Raw genomic sequence first — 25,699 nt, forward strand, 5'->3', positions numbered from 1 at the left:
AGAGAGGGCTCTCAAGCTTAAAATGATTTATTAGTAGAAAAAGACATTCTTGAAATGAGAATGTCTTTTTCTTTTTTAATTTCGCTTATTTCAAAAAAGTTAATATGTTTTTTTGATTTATCGCAACTTAATTCGTAGACAATTCGTACTAATTAATATAGAGATAAGGGGGAAGGAATTTGAAGCAAAACACACGCTGGTTTTTCGCTTTAATCATATTATTATTGTTTAGTTTTATCCCATTAACTGAAGCATCTGCAGCTCCACTACTAGATGTTAAAGCTACCGCTGGTTATCAAAATAAAATTAAGTATGGAAAGGGTTTACCTCTTACAATTACTGTGGTGAATTCAGGGGATGAATTCTCTGGGGATTTAGTCATCGATTATTCCGAATCATATGGAGTAGGATCGGCAAAAGCTATTCCTCTTACCATTGGAAAAGGGGAAACGAAAACACTTAGTTTGGCATTACCTGGATTATCAGATGAATCAATGAATAATAATTCATCCAATCAAATGTTCTATTTTTACGAAGGTGGCTGGGAAGAAGGGAAAGACATTCCTTATAAAGGCAACAAAAATGTCAAAACCCAATCTTATGGTCCTGAAACATTCTTTTTTCTAACATTAACTGAAAGTGCAGATCGATTACGTGCATTATCCTCGATGAAATTATCAGGTATGGGCGGCTCTCAAATTATCCATCTAGGACAAATAAAAGACTATCAATTTCCTACTGATAAAGCGGCATATGACATTGCTAATTTTTTAGTAATTGACGAGTATGTGTTGGCGGATTTAAACGAGAAACAACAACAAGCAATTCTTGACTGGGTTCAGACAGGTGGGGTAGTACTTGTAGGTGCATCAAATAATACAAGTGCGGAACTTGGATTATTGTCAGAGCAATTACCATTAACATTGTCCGATGAAAGGAAAACATTAAAAGCGGAGACTTTAACTGCTTTTGCAAACAAAGAATTTACAGAAGATGTCTCCTTTTTTGGGTCTAAAGTTAATGAAGGATCTCGTATTCTTATGAAATCTGATAAAGATGCAGCCGTAGCTATGAAATCTATAGGTTCAGGAGCAATTATCCAAACTGCTTTTTCTTTAGGTGACGAGCCGCTGTCAAAACAAGCTAACTATACATTTCTACTAACTGAAATAATGAAAAAAGTGAATGGTAGTTATGTAAATCAGATGAATCAGAATTACGGTGAAAATTTTAAAGAACAAATGACTTATGAAATTGGTCAAACTAATGAATTATTCCCGTCATTCCAAGTTTCAACTCCGTTAATGATTGGAATTGTCATCATCTATATTATTTTAGTCGGACCTTTATTGTATTTCTTATTAAAGAGAAAAGATAAGCGTGAACATGCTTGGTGGATCATTCCTACCATTTCAATTGTCGCTTCTGCAGCGATTTTTGCATATGGAGCCAAAGATCGTCTCGCTCGACCTCAAATTCAACAAGTAAGTTTTTACAAAGTACAAGATGATGAAAGTCTTTCAGGGTATTATGTAGAATCTTTACTTTCTAATCGAAGTGGGAATTTCACATTTGAATCTGATGAAGGAACGTCTATGGTTGCATCTAAACGTATGGACTCATTCTCAGGGTCTAATGGAAGTGTTATGAACTTGTCCATTTTGCAGGAACAAGCAAATAGTGATCAACTAACAGTGAGAGATGTGGGATATTGGTCGGTATCTTCTGTTCTAGGAGACTCTTTAATAAAGGATGCTGGAAAGTTTGTCATTGATTTGACAGTAGACGGCGGTATTGTTCGTGGGACTGTGAAGAATGATTTTCCATTTGCACTGAAAGATATCGCGATTTGGTCAGGTTCAAAAATGATTCAACTGGGTGATTTAAGTCCAAACGAATCACTTCAAGTAAATGAGCCAATCGGATCTGCACTTCTATTACCAATTAGTATACCTACAAGTTCACAGAACATGGGATATCAGACATCGATGAAAGCTAGTGATTTGCCGAAAGAACGAAAGAACAGTTTGTTACGAATGTCACAAATGATGGGTGAACAATCTACCGAACCCGCTATTGTTGCACATACAGAGGATGCAATCGTTCCAATAAAATTAACCGATTCTCGGGCAGAAATGTCTGCAATCAATGTCGTGTATCAACCGTTTACTCCTGAGACTATTTTTAGTGGAGAATTCACACTACCTGCAACGTCCTTAGAAATCGAAATTACTCCAGAAGATTCGTCTGGTTACTATGAACAAATGACCGAAAGTAAGTTTGAGTGGATGATGTCTAGCGGTATGTACTCATATGAACTGAAAATACCTGAAAATATCCCACTCGATAAAGTGAAATGGTCAGAATTACAACTTGCTAATACAGATATGTCGTCTATTACAATCGAGATTTATAATGTTTCAACGAAAGCTTTTGAAGAAGTAAATAGCGGCAGATTCTCAATTAAAGAAAATGTGAATCAATACATTTCAACCGATGGTAAAGTTAAGTTTAAGGTGAACAAACAAGCTACAAATGGAGATGACTATACGCGTTTACCAGAATTGCGTTTAAAAGGGGAGGTCCAAAAATGATTGAAATAAAAGGGCTTACCAAAAAATATGGATCATTTTATGCATTGAATGATTTAAATTTAACATTAAGTGAAGGCACAGTTTTCGGATTTGTAGGAGCCAATGGGGCGGGGAAATCTACGACATTTTCAATTTTAGCAACACTATTACAACCGACAGCTGGAGATGCGTTTATTAATGGTAAAAGTGTGAAAACTGATTCTCATGAAGTGCGCAAACTTATCGGCTATATGCCAGACTTTTTTGGTGTATATGACCAGTTAAAGGCTGATGAATATCTAGACTTTTATGGTGCAAGTTATGGAATTCCAGAAGCAAAAAGAAAAGAACTCATCCCACAACTTTTAGAACTAGTTAACTTATCACATAAACGATATGAGTATGTCGATTTGCTATCACGAGGTATGAAACAACGTTTGTGTTTAGCAAGGGCATTGATTCATGACCCTCAAGTATTGATTCTAGATGAACCAGCATCTGGACTGGATCCACGTGCGCGTGTAGAGATGCGAGATATCTTAAGACAATTAAAAGGCATGGGTAAAACCATCTTGATTTCTTCACACATTTTACCTGAGCTAGCCGAAATGTGTGATGAAATTGGCGTTATTGATGGGGGAAGACTTATCGCCCACGGTTCAGTATCGGAAATTCAAGCTCAATTAAAAGGAGAACGACTAATAACGGTGAAAATAAAAGGATTGGCTGATCGGGCTGTACGTTTCTTTGAAGAAGATCCTTTTGTTAGCGGTATTGAAGAATTTCCTGACAAACATGTAATTACATTTAAATATAGAGGTACAGAAGATGATCAAATGCGTTTATTAAAGCATGCATTAGATGAGAATTTATTCATTTTGTCATTTGCAGAACAAGAAACGGATTTAGAGGATGTCTTTATGGAAATCACAAAAGGAGTGGAGACCTTATGAGAGTTAATGTAAATAATCCTGTACTCGTCAAAGAAGTTAAGCTCCGCTTCAGGTCGCTGAAAAGTTTTACAGGTATTCTTTTTTACTTAATAGCAATGAGCATTTTCGTATTCGGTTTTATTTTTTTAACGACTGCATTTACCGGAACGGGCTTTTTTAGACCGGAAGAAAGTTTCTTCCTATTTGGGTTACTCACATATATTCAATTAGGGCTAATCTTGTTTATTACTCCAGGATTAACAGCGGGCACCATTAGTACAGAAAGAGAAAAACAAACGTTAAATATTTTATTGACCACTTCTCAAAGTTCGATGCAAATAATATTGGGTAAATTGTCTTCATCCATTGCATTCTTGATGCTTATGTTAGTAGCTGGATTGCCAATTTATAGTTTAGTGTTTTTATTCGGCGGGATATCACCTGGGCAATTGGGCTTGATTTTCTTGTTCTTCTTGTTGACCGTGATTACCGTAGGAAGTATTGGTGTTATGTTCTCAACTATTACAAGGAAAACGATCGTATCGATGATTGCTACTTATGGAACGATGATTTTCTTAGCAGGAGTTACTGCATTTTTCTTTATGATTGCTGTTCAAGTTAACATGATGGGTCAAGGAGTTACGACAAATCCATTACCACTGGCTCATTTTTGGGCAAGTATCAATCCAGGAGTACTCATTTTTACATTATTAAATCCAACTACCGAGAATATAGTAAGCGAAGCAACGAAAATCGAGTTCCCAGTATGGGCTGGATACACTATTTTTTATCTATTGTTAGCTGTAACTGCTATTGCAATTTCAATCAAAAAATTACGTGTCAATATGAAACGCTCAAAATAAGGAGGCGAAAGACTTGAATAACCGAGAGAGAATACTAAAGTTTGTCAATAAAGTTCATGGTCGATTGATTAGTGAACATCTATTTCGAGTTATGCAAACAGCACTTAGTTTTGGACTTATCCTAGTTGCAATTGTATACGTAACATCTCGGTTATTTGTCTTTCCTTATTTCCAATTATGGGCTTTAGGAGCAGGGGCGTTAGGTTTTGTTTTCCTTTTCGCTTGGGGAGTGAAGACCAAACCTTCGCATTCGTCTTCGCTCCTTCAGTTTGACCATTACTTTCCTGAAAACATATTGCTAACTGCCCTACATGCCCGTGAAGATGAATCAGGATTATTAGCGTCACTTCGTGAGAAAACAGCACAGACAGTAAACACTTCTTTTGATTTATTTAAACTTCGAAAAAAACATTTATGGCGAGTTAAATCTCTAATTGGTATAGGTACTGCTATTGTTGTTCTACTTATATTAATGGCTTTTCCATCCACGACACAATTACTAGCAAAAGACATCGAAATGGAAAAAGAAGTAGTGGAGAAAATCAAAAAAGAAGTAGCAAAAACAATTAAGAAAACCTCACCTGCGAAGCTAAAAAAAGAACTTCAGCAATTAGAAAAGGATTTAGCGAAAACAGAAACTACAGATGAAGCACTTCGTGAGTTAGTTAAAAAGCAGAAAGAGCTTCAATTACGCGAACAAAAATTAGTTGATAAACAGCAGGCCGCTAACAAATCTGGAAATGGTAAAAACGGCTTAACAGCATCTGAAAAAGAAGAATTAGCTGCTTTAAAAGCAGCAACAAAAGATCTCGCAGATCAGGCAGGTAAAACTCAAACAGCGTTAAGTAAATTAGGAAAAACGTCTGGAACCTCAAATAAGACAGCTTCAGGGCAAACGAATCCAGCAAACCCGAGTCAAAGTAATGGTCAAACAGGTTCTCAAGCAACTACACAAGGTCAACCATCGAACAGTCAAACTCCCTCAAGTCAAAGCTCAGGCCAAGGCCAGGGTCAGGGCCAAGGCCAAGGTCAGGGCCAGGGCCAAGGCCAAGGTCAAGGTCAGGGCCAGGGCCAAGGTCAAGGTCAGGGCCAGGGCCAAGGTCAAGGTCAGGGACAAGGACAAGGTCAAGGCGGAGGCGGCCAAGGTCAACCATCTGGAGGTTTACAAGGAGCATATGGTTCAGGCAGTCGCGATTTATTATCTGTTCCGTCAAGACTTGGTGGATCTATTGAATCTACGGTCGACAGCGGGAAAATTGGAGAAGGCTCTTCAGCGGAAGAGCAAGAAAGCGCAGCGCCTGTTACTAAAGGAACAGTTAAACCCTATGGTGATGTAATTGGATCGTATAAAGACTCCTACTTAAAAAGCTCTGATCGTCTTCAACTACCACCGGACTTACAACGAATCGTCCAAGACTATTTTTCATCAATCGAAACAAGCGAATAGGGAGGTTAAGTATGTCATTTACACCACAACACTATGAAGAAATGAGTCAGCGTCTAAACCAAGTAAAACAAGAAATCGGTCAATTTATCGTTGGCCAACAAGAAGCGGTGGATTTCACTCTTTACTCAGTTTTAGCTGATGGGCATGCCTTACTTGAAGGATTGCCAGGTTTAGGGAAGACAATGTTGATTCGAACAATTTCAGATGTTTTGGATTTATCTTTCTCACGAATTCAATTCACTCCAGATTTAATGCCTTCAGATATTACTGGTACGAGTATGATTGAGCGTACCGATGAAGGGAAGCAAAGTTTTTCTTTTAGGGAAGGTCCTATTTTCAGTCAAATGGTCTTAGCCGATGAAATTAATCGTGCAACACCAAAAACCCAGAGTGCCTTGCTCGAGGCCATGGGGGAGAAGACTGTGACGGTATTAGGAGATACAAAACAAATGGCACGTCCGTTTTTTGTGCTTGCCACTCAAAATCCAATTGAAATGGAAGGAACATATCCGCTTCCGGAAGCTCAAATGGACCGTTTTCTATGTAAAATACATGTTAATTACCCAACAAAAGAAGAGTTGAAAGAAATAGTCTTGAGAACAACAGGTGCCAAAGTTATTCAACTAGAAAAGGTCATGAATGCTGACGATTTAATCATTGCTCAAGAAATGGTAAAAGAGGTACTAATAGCGGATGATATGCTTGATTACGCTATTGATTTAACTTCAGCTACCCACCCAAATCAAGATGCAACAGATGACGTAAAACAGTATGTTCAATACGGTAGTGGACCTCGAGGACTACAAAGTCTAATTCGATTAGCGAAAGCAAGAGCTCTTGTAGCTGGACGTTATCATGTGTCAATTGCAGATATTAAATCAGTAGCCACACCTGCTCTTCGTCATCGAATGTTGTTAAATTATGAAGGTGAAGCAGAAGGTAAAACAGCAGACTCCATTCTTGAAAGTTTGCTTCAGACCATAAAACAAGGGCAGATATCATGAATCAATCATCTATTTTACCGGAAGATTGGTCTGCGAAAATTGGACGTTTACAAATTGCGACGAAATCGAAATTGCGAGGTCAGCATAAAGGATCTCATCGATCTATGCGTTTCGGATCGTCACTCGACTTTTCGGACTTTCGAGAATATCACCCTGGAGACGATGTTCGTCAAATTGATTGGAATGTCTTTGGAAGAACGGATAAATACTTCATTAAACGCTTTTTAGATGAACAAGAAATGCGCGTTCATATTTTACTCGACAGTTCAAAATCGATGCAAGAAGACAAAAAGTGGCTATTGGCAAAGCAATTAACGATATCACTTGGACAACTTGTATTAGGTAGAGATGATCGGCTTTCATTTGCGATGCCAACTGAAGAAAAAATTGCACCTTTTAGACGAAAAGGTGCAATGTATAGAAAAGCTTTTTCATCTTACATAACCAATCTAAGTGGTTCTCACAGTCAAACCTTGTTTACACGTCAAGCACTTCAACATATTGCGAAGGATTGCACCGTATTGTTTATCATTTCTGATGGATTAGAAGCGATAGATGAGTGGGAAAAAATGTTGCGTAGATTGCCGAAATTTTCTCAAGATATACGATTAATACTTGTGCAATCTAGCGATGAAATAGCTCCAAGTTTTGTAGGGGATTTACAATTGATTGATAGAGAGACTGAAAATCGATTAAATGTTTCAGTATCGAGACGAGTAGTAGAAGATTATGAAAAGAAAAGACAGCAGCATTTTTTGGAACTCGATGCACTATGTCATCGTTTTGCGATTCACACGTTAAAAGTTGAAACAAAAGATGATATAAGTCATATTCTTTTCCATCAAATGATTCGTTCAAACTGGATAAATTGAGGTGAGTCGTCTATGGGCTTTGGACAATTAACATTTTTATGGACGGCGATCATCCCGATCACTGTTTTGCTGTATTATTTTTTCCGAAAAAAATATACTGAGAAAAAGATTTCTTCAACGATGTTTTGGGAAACCGTAATGAAAGAAACAAAAGTTTCTCCTTATCTTCAATACTTGCAACGAAATGCATTATTTTACTTGCAAATGCTGGCATTGATACTTCTTGTGTTCGCATTGTTGCAACCGTATCTAAAATCACGTGCGATTGCTGGTGAACACATTATTTGGGTAGTAGATACTTCAGCAACTATGCTTGCTTCTGCAAATGGAGAGTCCGTTTTTGAAAGGCATAAACAAGAAATGATGACACTGTCTGAACAATTAGCGGGAAAACCGTTAACGTTAATGACTACTGGTGAAGAACCAACGATATTATTACGTGATGAAACGAATGTTGCATTTATAAAATCGACCATTGATAAATTAGAGGTTCAATATGAACAAGAAAATTTACCAAAGATGATGGACTTTACGGAATCACTTTTAAAAGGAAATGAAACGGCTATTTATTTGTTCACTGATCATGTTGAGAGAAGTGAACTCCCTATAGAAAACGACAAGGTTACATGGTTTGTTAAAGGGTCTCCAGAGAACTTGGAAAACGTTTCTATTCTGCGTTTTGGAGCTACTTCATCCGATAAAGGAATATCAGCACTGGCTCAACTTTCAAATGATACAGCTATCGTAAAGCGAGGAACTTTTGAAATAAGGTCTATGGTAAAGGGAGACGTTATTGTCAAGGAATCGGTAGAGATACCTCCGAATGATACATTAGCTTTGTCGTTCAAGGACTTAGCGAATTCGCCGGGGTTAATCGCGTCTCTAAATATAGATGATGACTATGTTGTCGATAATGAATCAACCATTCTTTTGCAACAACAAGCATCTCAAACATATGTAGATGGAAATTTACACCAACTGGTCACTGCTGCTTTTCAAGCAATGGATATTCCGGTGAGTTCTGTACCAACAGAACAATTAGCGGATTTGTCTGAAGAAGCAATCGTTGTGACGAATCAAACATCCCAACTAACTGCTTCCAAATCACCTGTTATGTTAATTGGTCGAAATGATGAAAAGGCAAAAGAAGTGAACGGATTAATAACGACTGAGCGAGATGATGTGTTTGCTTATACAGATATGTCGGATATCTTTGTTAGTAGTTTATATCCTCCATTTCAAAACTATGAAACAATTGCTCGTGTGGGAGACGAACCATTTATACAACGTTCAGAAAAAGGCGATTTAGTTATCTTAGCAGATATTCAAATGACCGATTGGCCTCTTCATCCGTCTTTTCCATTGTTCTTATGGAGTTCAAGAGAACAAATGTCAGTGAACAGTAACGATCTTGGTACTTTTTCTCCAAATGAGCGAAAGGCTCTTTCGCTAGTAGCAGATGAATCTGCAAAAGAGTGGGAGATTTTTTCAAACAAAGATGAATATATTAGTTCTTTTGAAAATGGTAGTCAATTCTCTGCACCGAGTCGGCCTGGCCTGTATTTCATCAAGTCAGGACAATCTGAAAAACAATTTGCCGTTGCCTTAGAACAACAAGAGAAACACATTGAAAAAGGGACATCATTTGCGATTGGCAATGCTTCACAAGATGGTGTGCAAGAAACGGTAAAAACATCACTTGTTCCTTGGTTTTTACTTCTCATTGTTTTGTTATTAATCATTGAATGGGAGGTGCAACGTCGTCGTGGGATTTCGAATTGAATCGCCTATTTGGCTCCTGTTATTGCTTCTTCCAGCAGTTTATTTTACATATGCTTGGTGGAAAAATCACAAACACTATACACGTGAACACACCTTTATATTTACAATTCGCGTAATAGCAGTGAGTTTACTAATCATTGCTATGGCAATGCCAACACTCTTATTGCCTATAAAAGAAGAGCAAATATTATTTGTAGTGGATCGGTCAGCCTCTACAGATGGTACTGAACAACAGTCAACAGAGTTTCTCGTCCAAGCACTCTCTGAAAAGAAAAAACACCAAGCGGTTGGCTTATATTCATTTGATGAGAAATTTCAAACACAAGTACCCTTATCATTAGGCACAAAAGATGTTCCAGAGTTCAACGGATCTGAAAATAAGAGTTTGACAAATATTGCTGAAAGTATTCAGCTTGCAAGTAACTTAGCGAATCAGCAAAAAGCAACGCGTATTGTTTTGTTGACAGATGGATTAGAAAATAGTGGCTCCGTATCCGATCAACTGTCACGAATGACTGGCAGTCATGTTGAAATAGATACGTACTTATTAAATCGCCCTCAATCAGACGACGTAGCCGTTACGAGTTTCGAAACACCTCCATTAGCTTTTGAGGGGGAACAGCAACAACTAATCGTGCAAGTGGAGTCAACAAAAGCTGTAACAGGGGAACTAATTCTTTCCCAGAACGATCAATTCTTGTCAAAACAACAAGTACAAATAGAACCGGGGAACAATACATTCACACTTCGCCATGCATCAACAGGGGAAGGTCTGTTAAAGTACCAAGTTCAATTAAATATCACAGGTGATGCATTACTTGAAAACAACCAATTAACGAGTGTAACGATGGTGGAAAGTGCACCAAAATTATTGGTTGTAAGTAGTGATAAATTACCGTCACCTATCCCGACGTATATTGATCAAGATGTGGTAAAGACGGATGAGATTTCAGCTTCAGAGTTACCATTTGACTTGTCGAATTACTTAGGATACGATGCCATTATTTTTGATAACGTTCCTGGCTACCAGGTTGGTGAAGCTAAAATGACGGTTATTGAACAAGCCGTTAAAAACTTTGGTGTTGGGTTTATGATGGTGGGTGGAGATAATAGTTATGGCTTGGGTGGATATTTTAAAACTCCTATTGAAAAGCTGCTCCCCGTCGAAATGGAAGTGAAAGGTAAACAACAATTACCATCACTTGGCCTCATCATTGTGATGGACCGTTCAGGGAGTATGAGTGGCAATAAATTTGAACTAGCAAAAGAAGCTGCAGCTCGTTCAGTTGAGTTATTAAGAGAAGACGATACTCTTGGCTTTATTGCGTTTGACGATAAACCGTGGGAGATTATCGAAGCCAAGACATTAACGAATAAAGAAAAAGCATTAGAAAAAATATTATCAGTGTCAGTGGGTGGAGGAACTGAAATCTATCCTGGGCTAGATCTTGCTTACGACAGATTGAGCGATTTAAAGTTGCAAAGGAAACATATCATTCTATTAACAGATGGGCAATCAGCTACTCAAAATGAGTATGAAGAACTAATTACAGAAGGTTTAGCTAACAATATAACCTTATCTACCGTTGCGATAGGTCAAGATTCTGATCGAAATCTCCTTGAACAGCTTGCACAGTTCGGAACGGGACGGTTTTATGACGTTATGGATGAAAGTACCATACCTGCAATTTTGTCTAGAGAAACTGTCATGATTTCGAGAACCTATATTGAAGATAATCCTTTTTATCCAACCATAAGTGGAGATCCTGCATGGACGAGCTTATTTGAGGAAGGGGTTCCTCAGTTCAATGCGTATATTGCCACGACTGCCAAGCAAACTTCTACCGTAATTGCTGAAAGCACCAAAGAAGATCCCGTAATTGCTGAATGGATGTATGGACTAGGAAGAACCATTGCATACACGTCTGATTCTACTGGTGCATGGAGTGGGGATTTTGCACGTTTCAATCAATGGGGGAATTTTTGGAACACCGCAGTTTCTAGATTACTACCTTCATATAGTGAAGTACCATTCGATATTCGGAAGTCCGAAGATGGCTCTTATACGGTCTCTGACTCATCAGGACAGTCATCATTTTTAGACATTGTTGCGGTAAATGAAGCGGGAGAGGAAATAGACAGTTTATCAGAACCAATTGCTCCTGGGAAAAGTAGAGTTTCTTTTGAAGCAGATCCTGGTCTCATTTTTTTACGAATATCAAATGAACAAGACAGTATGTATCAAGCTGGAATTTCGATTCCCTATAGTGAAGAGTATAAAATTCAGCCACCGAATAAAGGACTCTTGCAAGATATTTCTAACCGTACAGGTGGTCAAGTAGTAACAACAGCTGTACAGGCTATGCGAGATATAGACTTCGAAAGCTCAGAGAGTAAAAGCATTCAATTATGGCTGGTATTAGTTGCTATGTTGTTATTTTTTGTAGATATTACATTAAGACGATTTGGATGGGGAATGCTTTCACGATTGCCACAAGGGTTGAAACGTGAAAAACCAGAATCACTTGCAACTCAACATGATACAAATGTGTCTCAACTATTAAAAGGGAAAAAGAAGAGATGAAATAAACAACAAGATCATTCGGTACTATGCGCAAAACAAGAGGTGAAAAAAGGTTGTTCCAGAAGTGTTAAACTTCTTGGAACAACCTTTTATAGTGGAATGACGACTGTTGATTTCTTATAAGAAATTGAGGCAATAAAGAAACAAATTACTAATATTAATGTACCTGCCATATAAGGGAAACTCATATTGATATCAAATAGTATCCCAGCAAGGGCAGGGCCAATCATATTTCCTAAACTCATATAAGCATTGTTCATTCCAGCGGCAAATCCTTGCTCATTTCCAGCCTGTTTAGAAATCAATGTATTAACTGCCGGTCTTAGTAAAGAAGCTGCTGTAAAGAACACGCTGGACACGATTAAGATCGGCCAGAATCCATCTACGAAAAGAACTGAAATCATGGCAAGTGCAGAAACGAGTAGGTTCACAAGAATCACTTTAATTTCCCCAAAACGGTTAAACAGCTTATTAATGACAAACGTCTGAACAATCACACCGACAAAACCACCCACTGTTATTAAGGCTGCAATTTCGCCTGGGGTAAACCCATACTTTTTATCAACATATAAAGCGATGGTAGCTTGGAAATTGGCAAGACCAAACGAAAAAACAAGGACGACGATTAACATAACAAAGTATGGTGTTTTCGTTGAACGTTTCATTTGTTTGATGATGTTTTCACGTTTAACGATTAGATCAGTTTTCACAACAGTTGGCTTAGTCTTTGGAAGAACAACCATTGAAATCGTTGCAGCAATTAGAGCTGCGGCGGTTGCAACGTAAAAAGGAAAATGGATGCTTACTTCTGCTAAAAATCCTCCAATAGCAGGTCCAATCATAAAACCAAGAGACATGGATGCGCCAAGCAATCCCAACCCTTTACCACGTTCTTCTTCAGTTGTAATATCAGCTACGAATGCCATCATAGGAGGGACGATAAAGGCCGATCCGACCCCACTAAAGAATCGTGCTAAAAATAAAATCCATAATTCTGATGCAGCACCGAACATCAACTGAGATAAACCGAAAATGATTAGACCTACAATAATCAGATACTTCCGACCAAATTTATCTGACAAGTCGCCAGCTAAAGGTGAAAAAAGAAATTGAGCAAAAGCAAACATGGCGATTAAGAACCCAAGAGCTTGACCAGCTACCCCAAACGTATCTAAATATGCAGGCATAATCGGAATAATTAATCCGATTCCTGACATAGCAATAAACATATTAAACATTAGTACATATAGCGCAAAGCGATTAGATTTACTCACTATATTACAACCTACTTTCTATTAGAAAATGTTTCGAGTCTCTAAAATTTTAACACAAAACAAAAAAAACGCTAATAAAAAACCTAACAAGTCTGTTAGGCAAGTTTCAGTATTCTAGAAGATGCTATTAGTTTAATGAAGTATGATTTAGTTTTTACTAGGTCCTCAAGATTGATGGATTTCCATTTGTCGAGCTAGAGTAGGCTACTACGCTTTTCTTTATGTCTAGCTTCAAGCACCAACTCGCGGGCTTTATGGGGTCAGAAAGGCGAATCTTCGCCTTTCATTCTTCCAGCGCCGGCGTCGAGCTAAAGTGGTGCTTTCAGCTTTTCTTTATGTCTAGCTCCGTAGCCCAGCTCACCTCCGCTTCAAGCCCTCATTCGAAAACGCGTTTTCGATTCGGTCTTTCCACCGTCGGAGTCGAGCTAGAGTAGGCTACTACGCTTTTCTTTATTGAGCGTCCATTTTAAATTCTAGAAATAGCTCATTATATTTCCCTAGAGTTTCAACACCTAAATTTTTATAAACTTCTAAGCGTTCACGCATTTCTTCTGTCGGGTAGAAACGTTCATCTCCAGTTACTTTCGGGTCCATTAATTTAATGGCTTGTTCATTTGGCGTCGAGTACCCAACATAATCTGCATTTTGTGCAGCGATTTTTGGGTCTAACATAAAGTTAATAAATTGATGTGCGCCTTCAACGTTCGCAGCGGTTTTCGGGATGATCATATTATCGAACCATAAGTTTGAACCTTCTTTAGGTACAGCGTAGTCTATATCTTCATTGACATACATAATGTCAGCTGCTTGACCTGACCAGACAAGTGCTACAGCTGATTCACCACGGCGCATTGTTTCCACGATTTCATCCCCAATAATGGCTTTAATATTAGGAGACAAGGTTTTTAGTTTATCGGTAGCTTCTTGAAGTTGTCCTTCATCCTTTGTATTGAGTGAATATCCGAGTGTATTTAACCCCATACCCATGACTTCTCGAGCACCATCAACTAAAATTACTTCTTGTTTTAGGGAAGGGTCCCATAAATCCTCCCAACTTTCGAAAGTTTGACCATCTAGTAAACTCGGATTAAAGGCAATTCCTACAGTTCCCCAGAAATAAGGAATGGAATATTTGTTTCCAGGATCGAAAGGTAAGTCTAAAAAGTAAGGATCTATGTTTGTTAAATTCGGAATTTTACTGTGGTCAATCGGAATAAGCAAATCATTTTTTTTCATTTTTTCAATTGCATATTCAGAAGGCATCGCAACATCATAAGACGTTCCACCATTTTCGATTTTCGTCATCATGGCTTCATTGGAATCGAACGTTTCGTAGATTACGGTTATTCCTGTTTCTTTCTCAAATTGCTTTATTGATTCAGGATCAATATATTCACCCCAGTTATACACACTAATGGAGTCGTTACCGGATCGTCCAGAGGTTTTGTCTAACTGGAAATTGATGATAAATAACACTAAACTAACAACCAAGATTGCAACAACAGCTTGAATGATATCTTTCATTTCGGCACCCCATTTCTAAGTGGGTTTTTCGCCCGGTTTGTCACAAAATAGTACCCAAGTACTAAAAGTAACGTGAAAATAAATATCAAACCAGACAATGCATTAATGGTTAACGTAATCCCTGCTCTTGCCATTGAATAGATTTCAACTGATAATGTCGTAAATCCGTTCCCGGTTACGAAAAAAGTGACGGCAAAATCATCTAACGAATAAGTTAGAGCTAAAAAGAATCCAGCAAAAATACCAGGTTTAATATAAGGAATAATTACCCGAGTTAAGACATCTCGTTTTGACGCACCTAAGTCAAGCGCAGCATCAACGAGTGTACTGCTCATTTCTTGTAATTTAGGTAATACCATGATTACAACAATTGGTACACTGAAGGCGATATGGGAAATCAACACGGAAGCGAAACCTAATTTCACGCCGACCATTGTAAATAATATTAGAAACGAAGCACCAATGATTACGTCAGGGCTAACAATTAATACATTATTTAATGATAAAAGGGCATTGCGCGACTTGCGTTTTTGTAAATAAACAATCCCGATTGCACCTATCACGCCAATTGCAGTAGAAATAAGCGCAGACAATAATGCGATAATAATGGTATTGATTAAAATCATGATAAGTCTTGTATCCTCAAAAACTGCAGCATAATGCTCAAAAGTAAACGATTCGAAACTAGACATCGTGCCACCGCTATTAAATGAGTAAAAAATCAAGTAAAAGATAGGAGCATACAGAATGACAAAGACAAGCGTTAAATACAATTTTGAAAATTTACTTGTTGTGTCCATTTACAAGCTCCCCCTTGTCTTTCTGTCCAGTTAAGATCATGATAATTACCATGAAAAGAATTAAGAATACGGCAATCGTAGAACCCATTCCCCAGTTTTGAGTAACTAAGAACTGTTGCTCGATTGCAGTTCCTAGCGTTATTACTTTATTGCCAGCAATTAATCGAGTAATCATAAATAAAGAAAGGGAAGGGATGAAGACTGCTTGGATTCCTGATTTTACTCCGTTGATTGTTAACGGGAATATCACTTTTGTGAATGTATTCCAAGTTGACGATCCTAAATCACGTGCTGCATCAATTAATGTGGGGTTCATTTTATCAAGCGAATTAAAAATCGGAAGTATCATAAATGGGATGAAAATATAAACGGATACAAATATGAAACTGAAGTCCGTGTATAAAATTTGTTGTTTTCCAATACCAAACAGTTCCAAGAATTTATTAATTGGACCGAAAACGCCAAATATGCCGATAAACGCATATGTTTTTAACAATAAGTTAATCCAAGAAGGAATGATAATTAGTAATAACCATAATTGTTTATGCTTTGTTTTTGTCAGCCAATATGCTGTTGGATATGCAATTAATAGTGTGAAACCTGTAATTATCAATGCATACCAGAAAGAGCTTAAAGTTAATTTTAAATAGACAGATGTAAAGAAATTTTGGTAATTCACAAAAGAGAAATTTCCATGTAAGTCGAATAATGAAAAATAACCTACTAAAACAATAGGGGCAACGACAAAAAGTAACATCCATACAACATAGGGTATTAAATAAAACGACCGATTTGAATTAGTTTTCATTTTGTCGTACTCCGTAAGAATCCAAGCGCTTATCAAATTCTTCTTCTGTTTCATTTAAACGCATAACATGAATCGCTTCTGGGTCAAAATCTAATCCTATTTCCTCTCCAACTGCAGCCCTTTTCGTCGAATGAACGAGCCATTCATTGCCGTCTCTATCAAGTGTTGACAATTCAAAATGAACACCTCGGAATAATTGTGTATCCACCTTTACTGTCATTTTTCCTCCATCAACTGCCGTAATTTCTAAGTCTTCTGGACGAATGACAATATCTACTTTTTCGTTTGGATTTAAGCCTTTATCAGCACATTCAAATTCATTTCCTCCAAATTGAACACGATAATCGGCAATCATCACACCTGGTACGATATTAGATTCTCCGATAAAATCAGCTACGAAACGGTTAATTGGCTCATCATAAATATCCATTGGCGTGCCACTCTGTTGAATTACCCCAGTATTCATAACGAAAATTTCATCCGACATTGCTAGTGCTTCTTCTTGGTCATGTGTAACGAAAATGAAGGTCTTTCCAAGTCGTTGTTGCAACTCACGAAGTTCATATTGCATTTCTGTTCGTAATTTTAGATCAAGCGCAGATAAAGGCTCGTCGAGTAAAATGACTTCCGGATCATTGACAATTGCACGTGCAATCGCGACACGTTGTTTTTGCCCACCTGACATTTCTACGATTTCACGATTTTCAAAACCTACTAAATTTACAAACTTAAGAGCTTCTAATACACGACGATTAATTTCTTCTTTTTTTAATTTTTTAATGCGTAATCCGAAAGCGATATTTTCAAATACATTTAAATGAGGGAAGAGAGCATAGTCTTGAAAAACCGTGTTGACTTGCCGTTCATTCGCTGGCACTTGATTAATTTTTTTTCCATTAAAATAAATTTCACCACTAGTGGGCTCCATAAAACCTGCAATCAAACGTAAAATGGTCGTTTTCCCACAACCTGATGGACCGAGTAGTGTGTAAAACTTTCCACGTTCTATTTCAAAGCTAACGTTATCTAAGACCGGTGATTTTCCATTGTAAGATTTTGTAACATTGTCGAATCGTATGATCGTCTTGTCTGTCATGATTGACCTCCTATGTGATAAAAAAATGTGTAGGCACAACTAAAACTTCTGAAAGGTCATCATGGTTAGTTGTATATTAATGATGATATGAAATTTTATAATATAAAAATCCACCAATTTGCAAGTTACACCTACTGATTGCTATGTAGCTAAACTCTTACTTTATATTGAGTTTACTATAAATGACTTTTATTATACAAAAAACTCCAATTTTTTCAAGTGAATTCAAAAAAACTTCCCATCCGAGGATGAGAAGTTACTTGTATTGATCTCTTTTCCATTTTCTAGATTTTTTCCAAAGACTTTTTGCACCTGTTGTTGCAAGTAAGATGATTGATAGTGAAATACCAGCTAATGCTGTTATTAATGAAATCCACTCGAAGAACGAATAGCCAGGAACTTTCGACCAATCCGTTTTACCTTTCCAATCTTCGATAACTAAGTTCATTCCATAAATACCAGAAACCACTGTAAAGACAGTAAGCATGAATAACAACATATTATGCCGTTTATTTGCTTGGTTTTCTTGTGCTCGGTAAAGCTCGTTTAATGTTTGTTTCACTTCTTCGTATAAGGTATTCAGATGGAATATTTCATGGTATGTTTGTGTTAATTCTTTTCCTTCGCTTCGCGCAGATACTTCGCCAAAATAATAGCGAGCAGAGAATTTCGAAATTAATTCGATTAACTCTTCTACATAATCTTCATCTTGTTTCCATTGAACCTGACTATATTCAAACGACATTCGGAGCAACATGATCTTATAAAAGTAATGAAGCATTAAATTATAATGATGAGTCCCCATAAATTGTGAAAGTGGTCGATCTAATTGTTGTGGCGATTTTAAGGATACTGTAATTTGGGCATGGTCTGAAGTAACCGTATAGGAATCTGGGGCCCAACGATCATGAAGATGCTTATTTAAATAACGCTCTATATATTCTTGATTTGTACTAGACATAAAGGGTTTTCCTTCGGGATTTTTCCCATCAAGTTGACCCATGCGAAATAAGTGATCATTGCTTATTTGATGTTCACCATCTGTAATGAAAAAACCTGACGAAAACATACGTTCATCTTCAAAGAAAGGTAGACTTCCGAAATATCCTGCCCGTTTTTCATCATGGATAATGAATGATTTGAGAGAAGGGCAAAGATAACCGAAAACAAATTCATTTGTCGTATGGAACTGACGATCACCCTTGCGAATTATTGAACCTTTTTCCTCATCGAGTTTTGGTTCTAATACACGAAAATGATTCATAAAATCAAGCACTTCGCATAACTTTTCCTTTTCTTGATCCATTTCTGTTCGAATCGTAATTAATCCAATCCCAAATGGACAAACCATAATATCAATACTGTTAATTAGAAATGAAAAAGTTGTGTCATGTACTTCTAAAGAGAATGTCTCATTTACTTTCTTGGAAAAACGTAAAAATCCTTGTTGATCCGTTCGGAGAGGAAACAATTTATACTCTAAAAAAGGTAAAAAATATTGGTCCAATTCTTCATGTTGAACTTTAATGTTTTCTCCGTAATACTCTTCCTCTAAATCTCTTTGATCTAGCGAAAAAAAGGTGAAATGATTTTTTCGTAAATGCTCTACAAGATTTCCCCGCTCTTTTTCACGGAAAGAAAATGGAAAAAGAAAGGTCATGTATGCTTGATTAAGGCACAGAGGATGTATTTTTGTTTGTTCATCCATTTTAAAAGACCTCCACTATTGTTCCTACCTTTATATATGTTACCATGAAATGAAGAAGGGAGTGACAGTTGTGGAGAGATCAATGATGTTATTTTTAGATCCTAAAGAACGCAAACATACATCTAGACAAAAACAAATAGAAAACTCATTTTTACTAATAAATGAACGTGTCATTGCAATTGAAGAGCTTCGAGATTATTGTAATGATTGTTTTGAGCCGCTGTCATATCATGAAAAATATGATACTTGTTACTGCGAACCTTGCAATGTTTGGAAAGAGGAAGATTGTACTGACCCTACATGTGAATATTGCCTAAAGAGACCTGAGCGACCTTTCTAATAAGGTAGTTTAGGTCTTTCTTTAGATGAATGATTTTTTTGCATACTGAACATACTAAACATTCGACACGAATTGGACGAAAAGACTGTATTAAGAATGTTTATGAATGCCGATAAATTGCATTGCAAGAAGGTATTTGTTATTCTTGAAATTGTGCTAAATGCGAATACAATTCGTTGGCAGATTAATTTTCCTTGGAGGTTTTTACATGACAGAACGTATGGTAGGTAAACAAGCACCTCGTTTTACTATGGACGCAGTGCTAGCAGATAAGTCTTTCGGGAAAGTAAGCTTAGAAGAAAATATGAAACAAGATAAATGGACTGTATTGTTCTTTTATCCAATGGATTTCACTTTTGTATGCCCAACTGAAATCACAGCGATGTCAGATCGCTACGATGAGTTCGAAGATTTAGACGCTGAAATCATTGGCGTTTCAACTGATACAATTCACACACATTTAGCTTGGATTAACACAGCTCGTCAAGACAACGGTTTAGGCGAACTTAAATATTCATTAGCTGCTGACACAAATCACGTGATTTCTCGTGAATATGGCGTGTTAATTGAAGAAGAAGGAATTGCATTACGTGGTCTTTTCATCATCAATCCTGAAGGTGAAATGCAATATCAAACAGTGTTCCATAATAATATTGGCCGTGATGTAGATGAAACTCTACGTGTATTACAAGCCCTTCAAACTGGTGGTCTTTGTCCTGCAAACTGGCGCCCAGGTCAAAAAACACTTTAATCATTAATAAAAAAGGTTCATCGAATTCTTATTAGCTTTGGGGTTACTTAGCTATTTGGGTTTTTCTAAATACGCTTTTTAATTAGACACCAACGATTCCCCACGCATACGATACGCAGTGGGGAATTTTTATTTGTATGAATTAGGAGGAATTAAGATGAAATTACGCTCACCCATGCCCGACTTATCCGGCGCTACTGCATGGTTAAATGGAGAAGTTTCAAATAACCAATTAATCGGCAGCAAACCAACTCTAATTCACTTTTGGTCAGTTAGTTGTGGCCTATGTAAAGAAGCAATGCCAGAAGTGAATGCTTTTCGTGACCAATACAAAAAGGAATTAAATGTTATTGCTGTTCATATGCCACGATCTGAAAAAGACATGGACTTAACAGATATTAAAGAAGTCGCTGCTCAACATGACATTACTCAACCAATTTTTGTTGATAATGATATGAAATTAACAGACGCATTTGATAATCAATATGTACCAGCTTATTACGTATTTGATAAAGATGGTCAACTTCGTCATTTCCAAGCGGGCGGTAGTGGAATGAAAATGCTAGAAAAACGTGTAAACCGAGTTTTAGATGAAATGCGCAACGCCTAAAAACATTTATGAAAAATAAAAGTGCCCGGCACCGAGGAATTTTTGGACGTTTTATGTCCCTCATTTCCCATCGGAGCTAGGGCTTTTTTTATGTCCGCGTTAATGATTACTCCTAACTTAAGAGAAAATTTAGATTTAATGAAAATATCAGTCAAAAGGGGGTGGTCTTTTATTTCGGAATTCGTTATATTTAATACTATGTCTTTTGAATTAGGGGGAACCAGTTTGGAAATTTTTAAAAAATTAAAGGATTACTACTGGCCAAATAAACATCTATTCTTTTGGTCTTTGTTCATGCTTTTGATTACCTTGTTAATTACAGTTTCATATCCAATTATTTTACAGCAAACGATTGACCGAGTTATTAAAGAACAGCAGTATGATTTAGCATGGTCACTCGCTGGGATTTTTATGGCACTTATGATTGTTAAAGGAATAGCGACCTATATAGGGCAATATACCGGTGATATGTTCGGTATTCGCTCAGTATATGAATTGCGAAATGCGTTATATGCGAAGTTACAACGGTTGCCATTCAGCTATTACGATAATGCGAAAACCGGGGATTTAATGTCTCGTTTAACAGCAGATGTTGAGGGATTCCGATTTTTCTTATCGTTTGGATTCGTTGAGTTATTTCGATTAATTTTCCTTGTGTCTGTATCATTATGCGTCATGTTTTCTTATTCTGTACCTTTGACGTTTGTTTCAATGGCTGCAATGCCGTTGTTAATCGTTGCCGTGTTCCGCTTTGATAAAAAAGTACATCCTGCATTTCGGGATATTCGTAAATCATTTGGTAAGTTAAATACAAATGTTCAAGAAAACATTAGCGGGATTCATACTGTCAAGTCACTTTCTCGAGAATCATTTCAAATTAACAAATTTAACGACTCAAATGGTGATTATAAAGATCGTTACTTGTTTACGACGGAAATTTGGGCAAAATACTTTCCAGTTATGGAGTTCCTCGGCAATATTAGCGTAGTCTTCTTATTCGGTTATGGTGGCTACCTAGTTATGAATAACCAATTATCTGTTGGAGCACTTGTCGCGTTTTACAGCTTACTTGGCTACATCATTTTCCCAATTATGAACTTAGGTTTTACAGTCAACTTGTTTTCTCAATCCAAAGCATCAGGAGAACGACTATTAGAAGTTTTAGAAGCTCCAGAACCCATTCATTCTAAGAAAAATGCTGTGGACGGTTCAGGTATGAAGGGACATGTCGCTTTTGAAAATGTCACACTTCAATATCGTGAAGAGGACCAAGTCGCACTAAAGGATGTAAATCTTGTAGTAAAAGCTGGCAGACAGATCGGCTTAATTGGAGCCACTGGTTCAGGTAAAACAAGTTTAACTCAATTGTTAACACGATTTTATGAACCGACTGAAGGACATGTCAAAATTGATGGCATTCCGGTTGAGGATTATACATTATCATCGTTACGTTCAAAAATCGGCTTTGTTTTACAAGAGTCATTTTTATTCTCTTCTTCAATTAAAGCTAATATTTCGTATGGACGTCCAGACGCTTCAATGGAAGAAATTATTGACTCTGCTAAACGCGCAAATGCACATGATTTTATCATGGAATTGCCAGATGCATATGATACGATGCTTGGGGAGCGGGGACTAGGCTTATCGGGTGGGCAAAAACAACGTATTGCGATTGCGCGTGCGCTATGTCAAAACCCGGCCATTTTAATTTTGGATGACGCAACTAGTGCAGTTGATATGAAAACAGAGCTTCATATTCAACAAGCACTTGAAGAAGTCATGAAAGACCGCACAACATTTATCATTGCTCACCGAATCTCATCCGTAAAACATGCAGATGAGTTAATTGTCTTTGAACATGGCAAAATCGTTCAACGAGGCACACATGAGCAGTTAATTAATCAGACAGGTCTTTACAAACGTATATATGAAATTCAATACAAAGATCAGCTTGAAAATATTTATGCATAGAAAGGCGGAATCATCATGACAAAACAAATTAATCCCAGTGTATTAAAAAGATTCCGCTACTCTACGGATGATGTAATTGATGCACCATTTAACTGGTCCCAACTAGCTCGTTTATTTACGTATGTAAAACCTTATTCACGTTCATTACTGCCGAAAGCTTTCATAGCAGTAACGATAACCACACTTATTCGACTACTAATCCCCATATTAATAGGGGTATATGTCATAGATCGAGCATTAGAAACGAAAGATGTTGAATTGCTTTCGATTCTCGTAGGAACAATTGCGGTGCTGTATGTGGTTAATACAATTGCCAACCGATATCGTATACGATGGATGAATGAACTTGGTCAAAATGTAATTTACGATTTAAGGAAACATTTATTTACTCATGTACAATGGCTATCGCATAGATTTTTCGATCAACGGTCAGCGGGTTCGATTCTCGTTCGAATCATGAACGATATTAACTCGCTTCAAGAGTTATTTACTAATGGAGTCATTAACTTGTTGATGGATATACTTTTACTTATGGGTGTCCTCATCATTTTATTTACGCTTAGTCCACCACTTGCCTTAGCAGTTCTCGTTATTTTGCCAATGATGTTCTTTATTTCAACGACGTTACGCAAAAACATTCGTCGTTCATGGCAAGATGTACGTATGAAACAAGCGAAAATTAACTCTCATTTGAATGAAAGTATTCAAGGAATGCGTATTACTCAATCGTTTACACAAGAAAATGAAAATATGGCCTTCTTTAACGGCATTAATGAAGAAAGTTTTGAATCATGGCGTGTAGCAACGAAAAAGAACTCCATGTTCCGTCCGTTTGTTGAAATGACCAATGCCATTGGTTCCGTAGTATTGATTATTTACGGTGCCTACTTGATTAAAAATGGTCAATTAGATCTTGGTGCTTTCGTTGCTTTTGCTTTTTACCTCGGGATGTTCTGGGAACCTATTTCTCGACTGGGCATGGTGTATAACCAATTATTAATGGGGATGGCTTCATCAGAACGTATCTTCGAGTTCTTAGATGAGCAACCACTTGTAAATGACAAAAAGAATCCTATAAAAATTGGTCAATTACAAGGTCACGTTAAATTTGAAGATGTTCAATTTGGTTATGAAAAAGACCGCTTAGCTTTAAAAGGGATATCGCTTGAAATGAAAGCAGGAGAGACGGTGGCTCTTGTAGGACATACAGGATCTGGTAAAACGACAATTGCCAACTTAGTGTCTCGTTTTTATGACCCGACCAGCGGCGTTGTTAAAATGGATGGAAATGATATTCGCGATTTGTCATTAAGTGATTTGAGGGAACAAATTAGTATTGTTTTGCAAGAAACATTTATTTTCTCCGGAACCATTATGGACAATATTCGCTTTGGTAACCCTCATGCAAAAGATGAAGAAGTAATAGAGGCAGCACAAGCAGTTGGAGCAAATCGCTTTATTGACCGGTTATCTAATGGCTATGAAACTGAAGTTGAAGAACGAGGAAATATATTATCAGTTGGTGAAAGGCAGTTGCTGTCATTTGCACGTGCACTCCTTGCAAACCCACGGATCATTATTTTAGACGAGGCAACAGCGTCCATTGATACGGAAACCGAACTTCAAATTCAACAGGCATTACGTACGCTTTTGAAGGACAGAACGGCAATTATGATTGCACACCGATTATCTACAATTCGAGAAGCAAATCAGATTATTGTTTTAGAGAATGGAAGTGTTCTTGAATGTGGAAATCATGATTCGTTAATGAAAGATAGAGGACATTACCACCAGTTGGTCATGTCCCAATTTGGAGACATAGCAAACTGAATTTGAGCGACTTTCAAAGTTGTGATACACTATGTCCATTCGTACCGTACGGAGGTTGAAAGATGAAAAAAGAATTTGTAGTTATTGGGTTAGGTCGCTTCGGCGGAAGTATTGTTCGCGAGCTTATCGATCAAGGTGCAGACGTCATGGCCATTGATAAATTTGCGGACCGTGTAGATGAATTTGCGTCTATTGCAACACAAGCAATCGTAGCAGATACAACAGATGAATCAGTATTAAAATCGCTAGGAATTCGAAACTTTGAACATGTCATTGTGGCGATTGGTGAAGACATACAATCTAGTATTTTAACAACATTAATGTTAAAAGAAATAGGCGTAAATAAGATCACTGTCAAAGCTCAAAATGATTATCATGAAAAAGTATTACGAAAAATAGGTGCTGACCAAGTGGTGCATCCAGAACGAGACATGGGCATTAGAATTGCCAACAACATTATGACAAATAATGTCCTTGACTATTTAGAGCTGTCGGATGAACACTCAATTATGGAGATAAAAGCGAATGAAATATTGGCGGGTTCTACATTAATTGACCTTGATATTCGAGCGAAATATGGAATAAACATTGTCGGCATTAAACGTGGAACAGAAATTCTGGTATCACCACAAGCAGACGAGAAAATCCTTATTAATGACGTCTTAATCGTCATAGGTGCAGATGCAGATATAATTCGCTTCGAAAAAAAGGCAATGCACTAAAGAAAAGCGGAGCTGGCCACTCTAGACCGACACCTGCCCTAGAATGATTATCGATCTTGAAGAGGGAACCATTTCCTGGGAAATAGCGCCAAATAAAAACACTACCGAATAGCGGTAGTGTTTTTATTCATATATTTATACATTAGCTAGCTTTTATATCTATGCTTGGCTAATGCTTTCAAGACGTATGTACTAAGACCATTCTAGT

Annotated in this window: 20 protein-coding genes; 14 read left to right on the forward strand and 6 right to left on the reverse strand. The window is 37.3% G+C overall.

Translation table 11 applies throughout. The features are described from left to right. Positions 1–179: 179 nt before the first annotated feature. From C8K15_RS00980 to C8K15_RS01015, 8 genes are read left to right on the forward strand one after another with little or no spacing between them, the layout of a single operon-like run. The gene (locus C8K15_RS00980; protein WP_108584399.1) at positions 180–2,594 is read left to right on the forward strand and encodes a hypothetical protein; all 2,415 of its coding nucleotides are present in this window, start codon (positions 180–182) and stop codon (positions 2,592–2,594) included. After that, on the forward strand, positions 2,591–3,526 hold the full coding sequence (locus C8K15_RS00985) for an ABC transporter ATP-binding protein (RefSeq protein WP_108584400.1): 936 nt from the start codon (positions 2,591–2,593) through the stop codon (positions 3,524–3,526). Before C8K15_RS00980 ends, C8K15_RS00985 begins: the two co-directional genes overlap by 4 nt. Continuing rightward, on the forward strand, positions 3,523–4,368 hold the full coding sequence (locus tag C8K15_RS00990) for an ABC transporter permease (RefSeq protein ID WP_108584402.1): 846 nt from the start codon (positions 3,523–3,525) through the stop codon (positions 4,366–4,368). Before C8K15_RS00985 ends, C8K15_RS00990 begins: the two co-directional genes overlap by 4 nt. A gap of 13 nt (positions 4,369–4,381) precedes the next feature. Beyond that, positions 4,382–5,815 (forward strand): hypothetical protein, encoded by a 1,434-nt coding sequence (locus C8K15_RS00995; protein WP_108584404.1) that lies wholly within the window; start codon positions 4,382–4,384, stop codon positions 5,813–5,815. 11 nt (positions 5,816–5,826) lie between these two features. Continuing rightward, complete coding sequence (locus C8K15_RS01000) at positions 5,827–6,819, forward strand: AAA family ATPase (protein ID WP_108584405.1); 993 nt, start codon at positions 5,827–5,829, stop codon at positions 6,817–6,819. Next, a complete protein-coding gene (locus C8K15_RS01005; RefSeq protein ID WP_108584407.1) occupies positions 6,816–7,691 on the forward strand; it encodes a DUF58 domain-containing protein in 876 nt (291 codons plus the stop codon). The genes C8K15_RS01000 and C8K15_RS01005 overlap by 4 nt, the downstream gene beginning before the upstream one ends. Before the next feature lie 12 nt (positions 7,692–7,703). Further along, complete coding sequence (locus C8K15_RS01010; protein ID WP_108584408.1) at positions 7,704–9,473, forward strand: vWA domain-containing protein; 1,770 nt, start codon at positions 7,704–7,706, stop codon at positions 9,471–9,473. Beyond that, entirely contained in the window at positions 9,457–12,057 is a 2,601-nt protein-coding gene (locus C8K15_RS01015) for a VWA domain-containing protein (RefSeq protein ID WP_108584410.1), read from the forward strand. Before C8K15_RS01010 ends, C8K15_RS01015 begins: the two co-directional genes overlap by 17 nt. An 89-nt stretch (positions 12,058–12,146) precedes the next feature. Here the strand turns inward: C8K15_RS01015 and C8K15_RS01020 are convergent, their stop codons facing one another. From C8K15_RS01020 to C8K15_RS01045, 6 genes are all read right to left on the reverse strand, one after another. Then, on the reverse strand, positions 12,147–13,334 hold the full coding sequence (locus tag C8K15_RS01020) for an MFS transporter (RefSeq protein WP_108584412.1): 1,188 nt from the start codon (positions 13,332–13,334) through the stop codon (positions 12,147–12,149). A gap of 447 nt (positions 13,335–13,781) precedes the next feature. Beyond that, positions 13,782–14,855 carry an ABC transporter substrate-binding protein gene (locus C8K15_RS01025; protein WP_108584413.1) on the reverse strand — a complete coding sequence of 358 codons (1,074 nt, stop codon included), beginning with the start codon at positions 14,853–14,855 and terminating at the stop codon, positions 13,782–13,784. After that, positions 14,852–15,655 (reverse strand): ABC transporter permease, encoded by an 804-nt coding sequence (locus C8K15_RS01030; protein ID WP_108584415.1) that lies wholly within the window; start codon positions 15,653–15,655, stop codon positions 14,852–14,854. The genes C8K15_RS01025 and C8K15_RS01030 overlap by 4 nt, the downstream gene beginning before the upstream one ends. Beyond that, positions 15,639–16,463: an ABC transporter permease gene (locus tag C8K15_RS01035; RefSeq protein ID WP_108584416.1), complete on the reverse strand. Its 825-nt coding sequence runs from the start codon at positions 16,461–16,463 to the stop codon at positions 15,639–15,641. Before C8K15_RS01035 ends, C8K15_RS01030 begins: the two co-directional genes overlap by 17 nt. Further along, a complete protein-coding gene (locus C8K15_RS01040) occupies positions 16,453–17,559 on the reverse strand; it encodes an ABC transporter ATP-binding protein (RefSeq protein WP_108584418.1) in 1,107 nt (368 codons plus the stop codon). Before C8K15_RS01040 ends, C8K15_RS01035 begins: the two co-directional genes overlap by 11 nt. 256 nt (positions 17,560–17,815) lie before the next feature. Next, on the reverse strand, positions 17,816–19,267 hold the full coding sequence (locus C8K15_RS01045; protein ID WP_108584420.1) for a magnesium transporter CorA family protein: 1,452 nt from the start codon (positions 19,265–19,267) through the stop codon (positions 17,816–17,818). Between the two features lie 49 nt (positions 19,268–19,316). Here C8K15_RS01045 and C8K15_RS01050 point away from each other — a divergent pair, with 49 nt between their 5' ends. The 6 genes from C8K15_RS01050 (at position 19,317) to C8K15_RS01075 (ending at position 25,491) form a co-directional block, all read left to right on the forward strand. Further along, the gene (locus C8K15_RS01050) at positions 19,317–19,607 is read left to right on the forward strand and encodes a hypothetical protein (RefSeq protein ID WP_233260346.1); all 291 of its coding nucleotides are present in this window, start codon (positions 19,317–19,319) and stop codon (positions 19,605–19,607) included. A 208-nt stretch (positions 19,608–19,815) separates the two neighbouring features. After that, on the forward strand, positions 19,816–20,358 hold the full coding sequence (locus C8K15_RS01055) for a peroxiredoxin (RefSeq protein ID WP_108584422.1): 543 nt from the start codon (positions 19,816–19,818) through the stop codon (positions 20,356–20,358). A 157-nt stretch (positions 20,359–20,515) separates the two neighbouring features. Next, positions 20,516–20,968 (forward strand): TlpA disulfide reductase family protein, encoded by a 453-nt coding sequence (locus C8K15_RS01060; RefSeq protein WP_108584423.1) that lies wholly within the window; start codon positions 20,516–20,518, stop codon positions 20,966–20,968. Positions 20,969–21,193: 225 nt separating this feature from the next. Beyond that, positions 21,194–22,939 (forward strand): ABC transporter ATP-binding protein, encoded by a 1,746-nt coding sequence (locus C8K15_RS01065; protein WP_108584424.1) that lies wholly within the window; start codon positions 21,194–21,196, stop codon positions 22,937–22,939. A 15-nt stretch (positions 22,940–22,954) separates the two neighbouring features. Next, positions 22,955–24,769, forward strand: coding sequence for an ABC transporter ATP-binding protein (locus tag C8K15_RS01070; protein WP_108584425.1), 1,815 nt, complete (start codon positions 22,955–22,957; stop codon positions 24,767–24,769). A 62-nt stretch (positions 24,770–24,831) separates the two neighbouring features. Further along, positions 24,832–25,491 carry a potassium channel family protein gene (locus C8K15_RS01075; RefSeq protein WP_108584426.1) on the forward strand — a complete coding sequence of 220 codons (660 nt, stop codon included), beginning with the start codon at positions 24,832–24,834 and terminating at the stop codon, positions 25,489–25,491. The last annotated feature ends 208 nt before the right edge of the window (positions 25,492–25,699 follow it).

The organism is Paenisporosarcina sp. OV554, from assembly GCF_003058165.1.
Taxonomy (GTDB): Bacteria; Bacillota; Bacilli; order Bacillales_A; family Planococcaceae; genus Paenisporosarcina.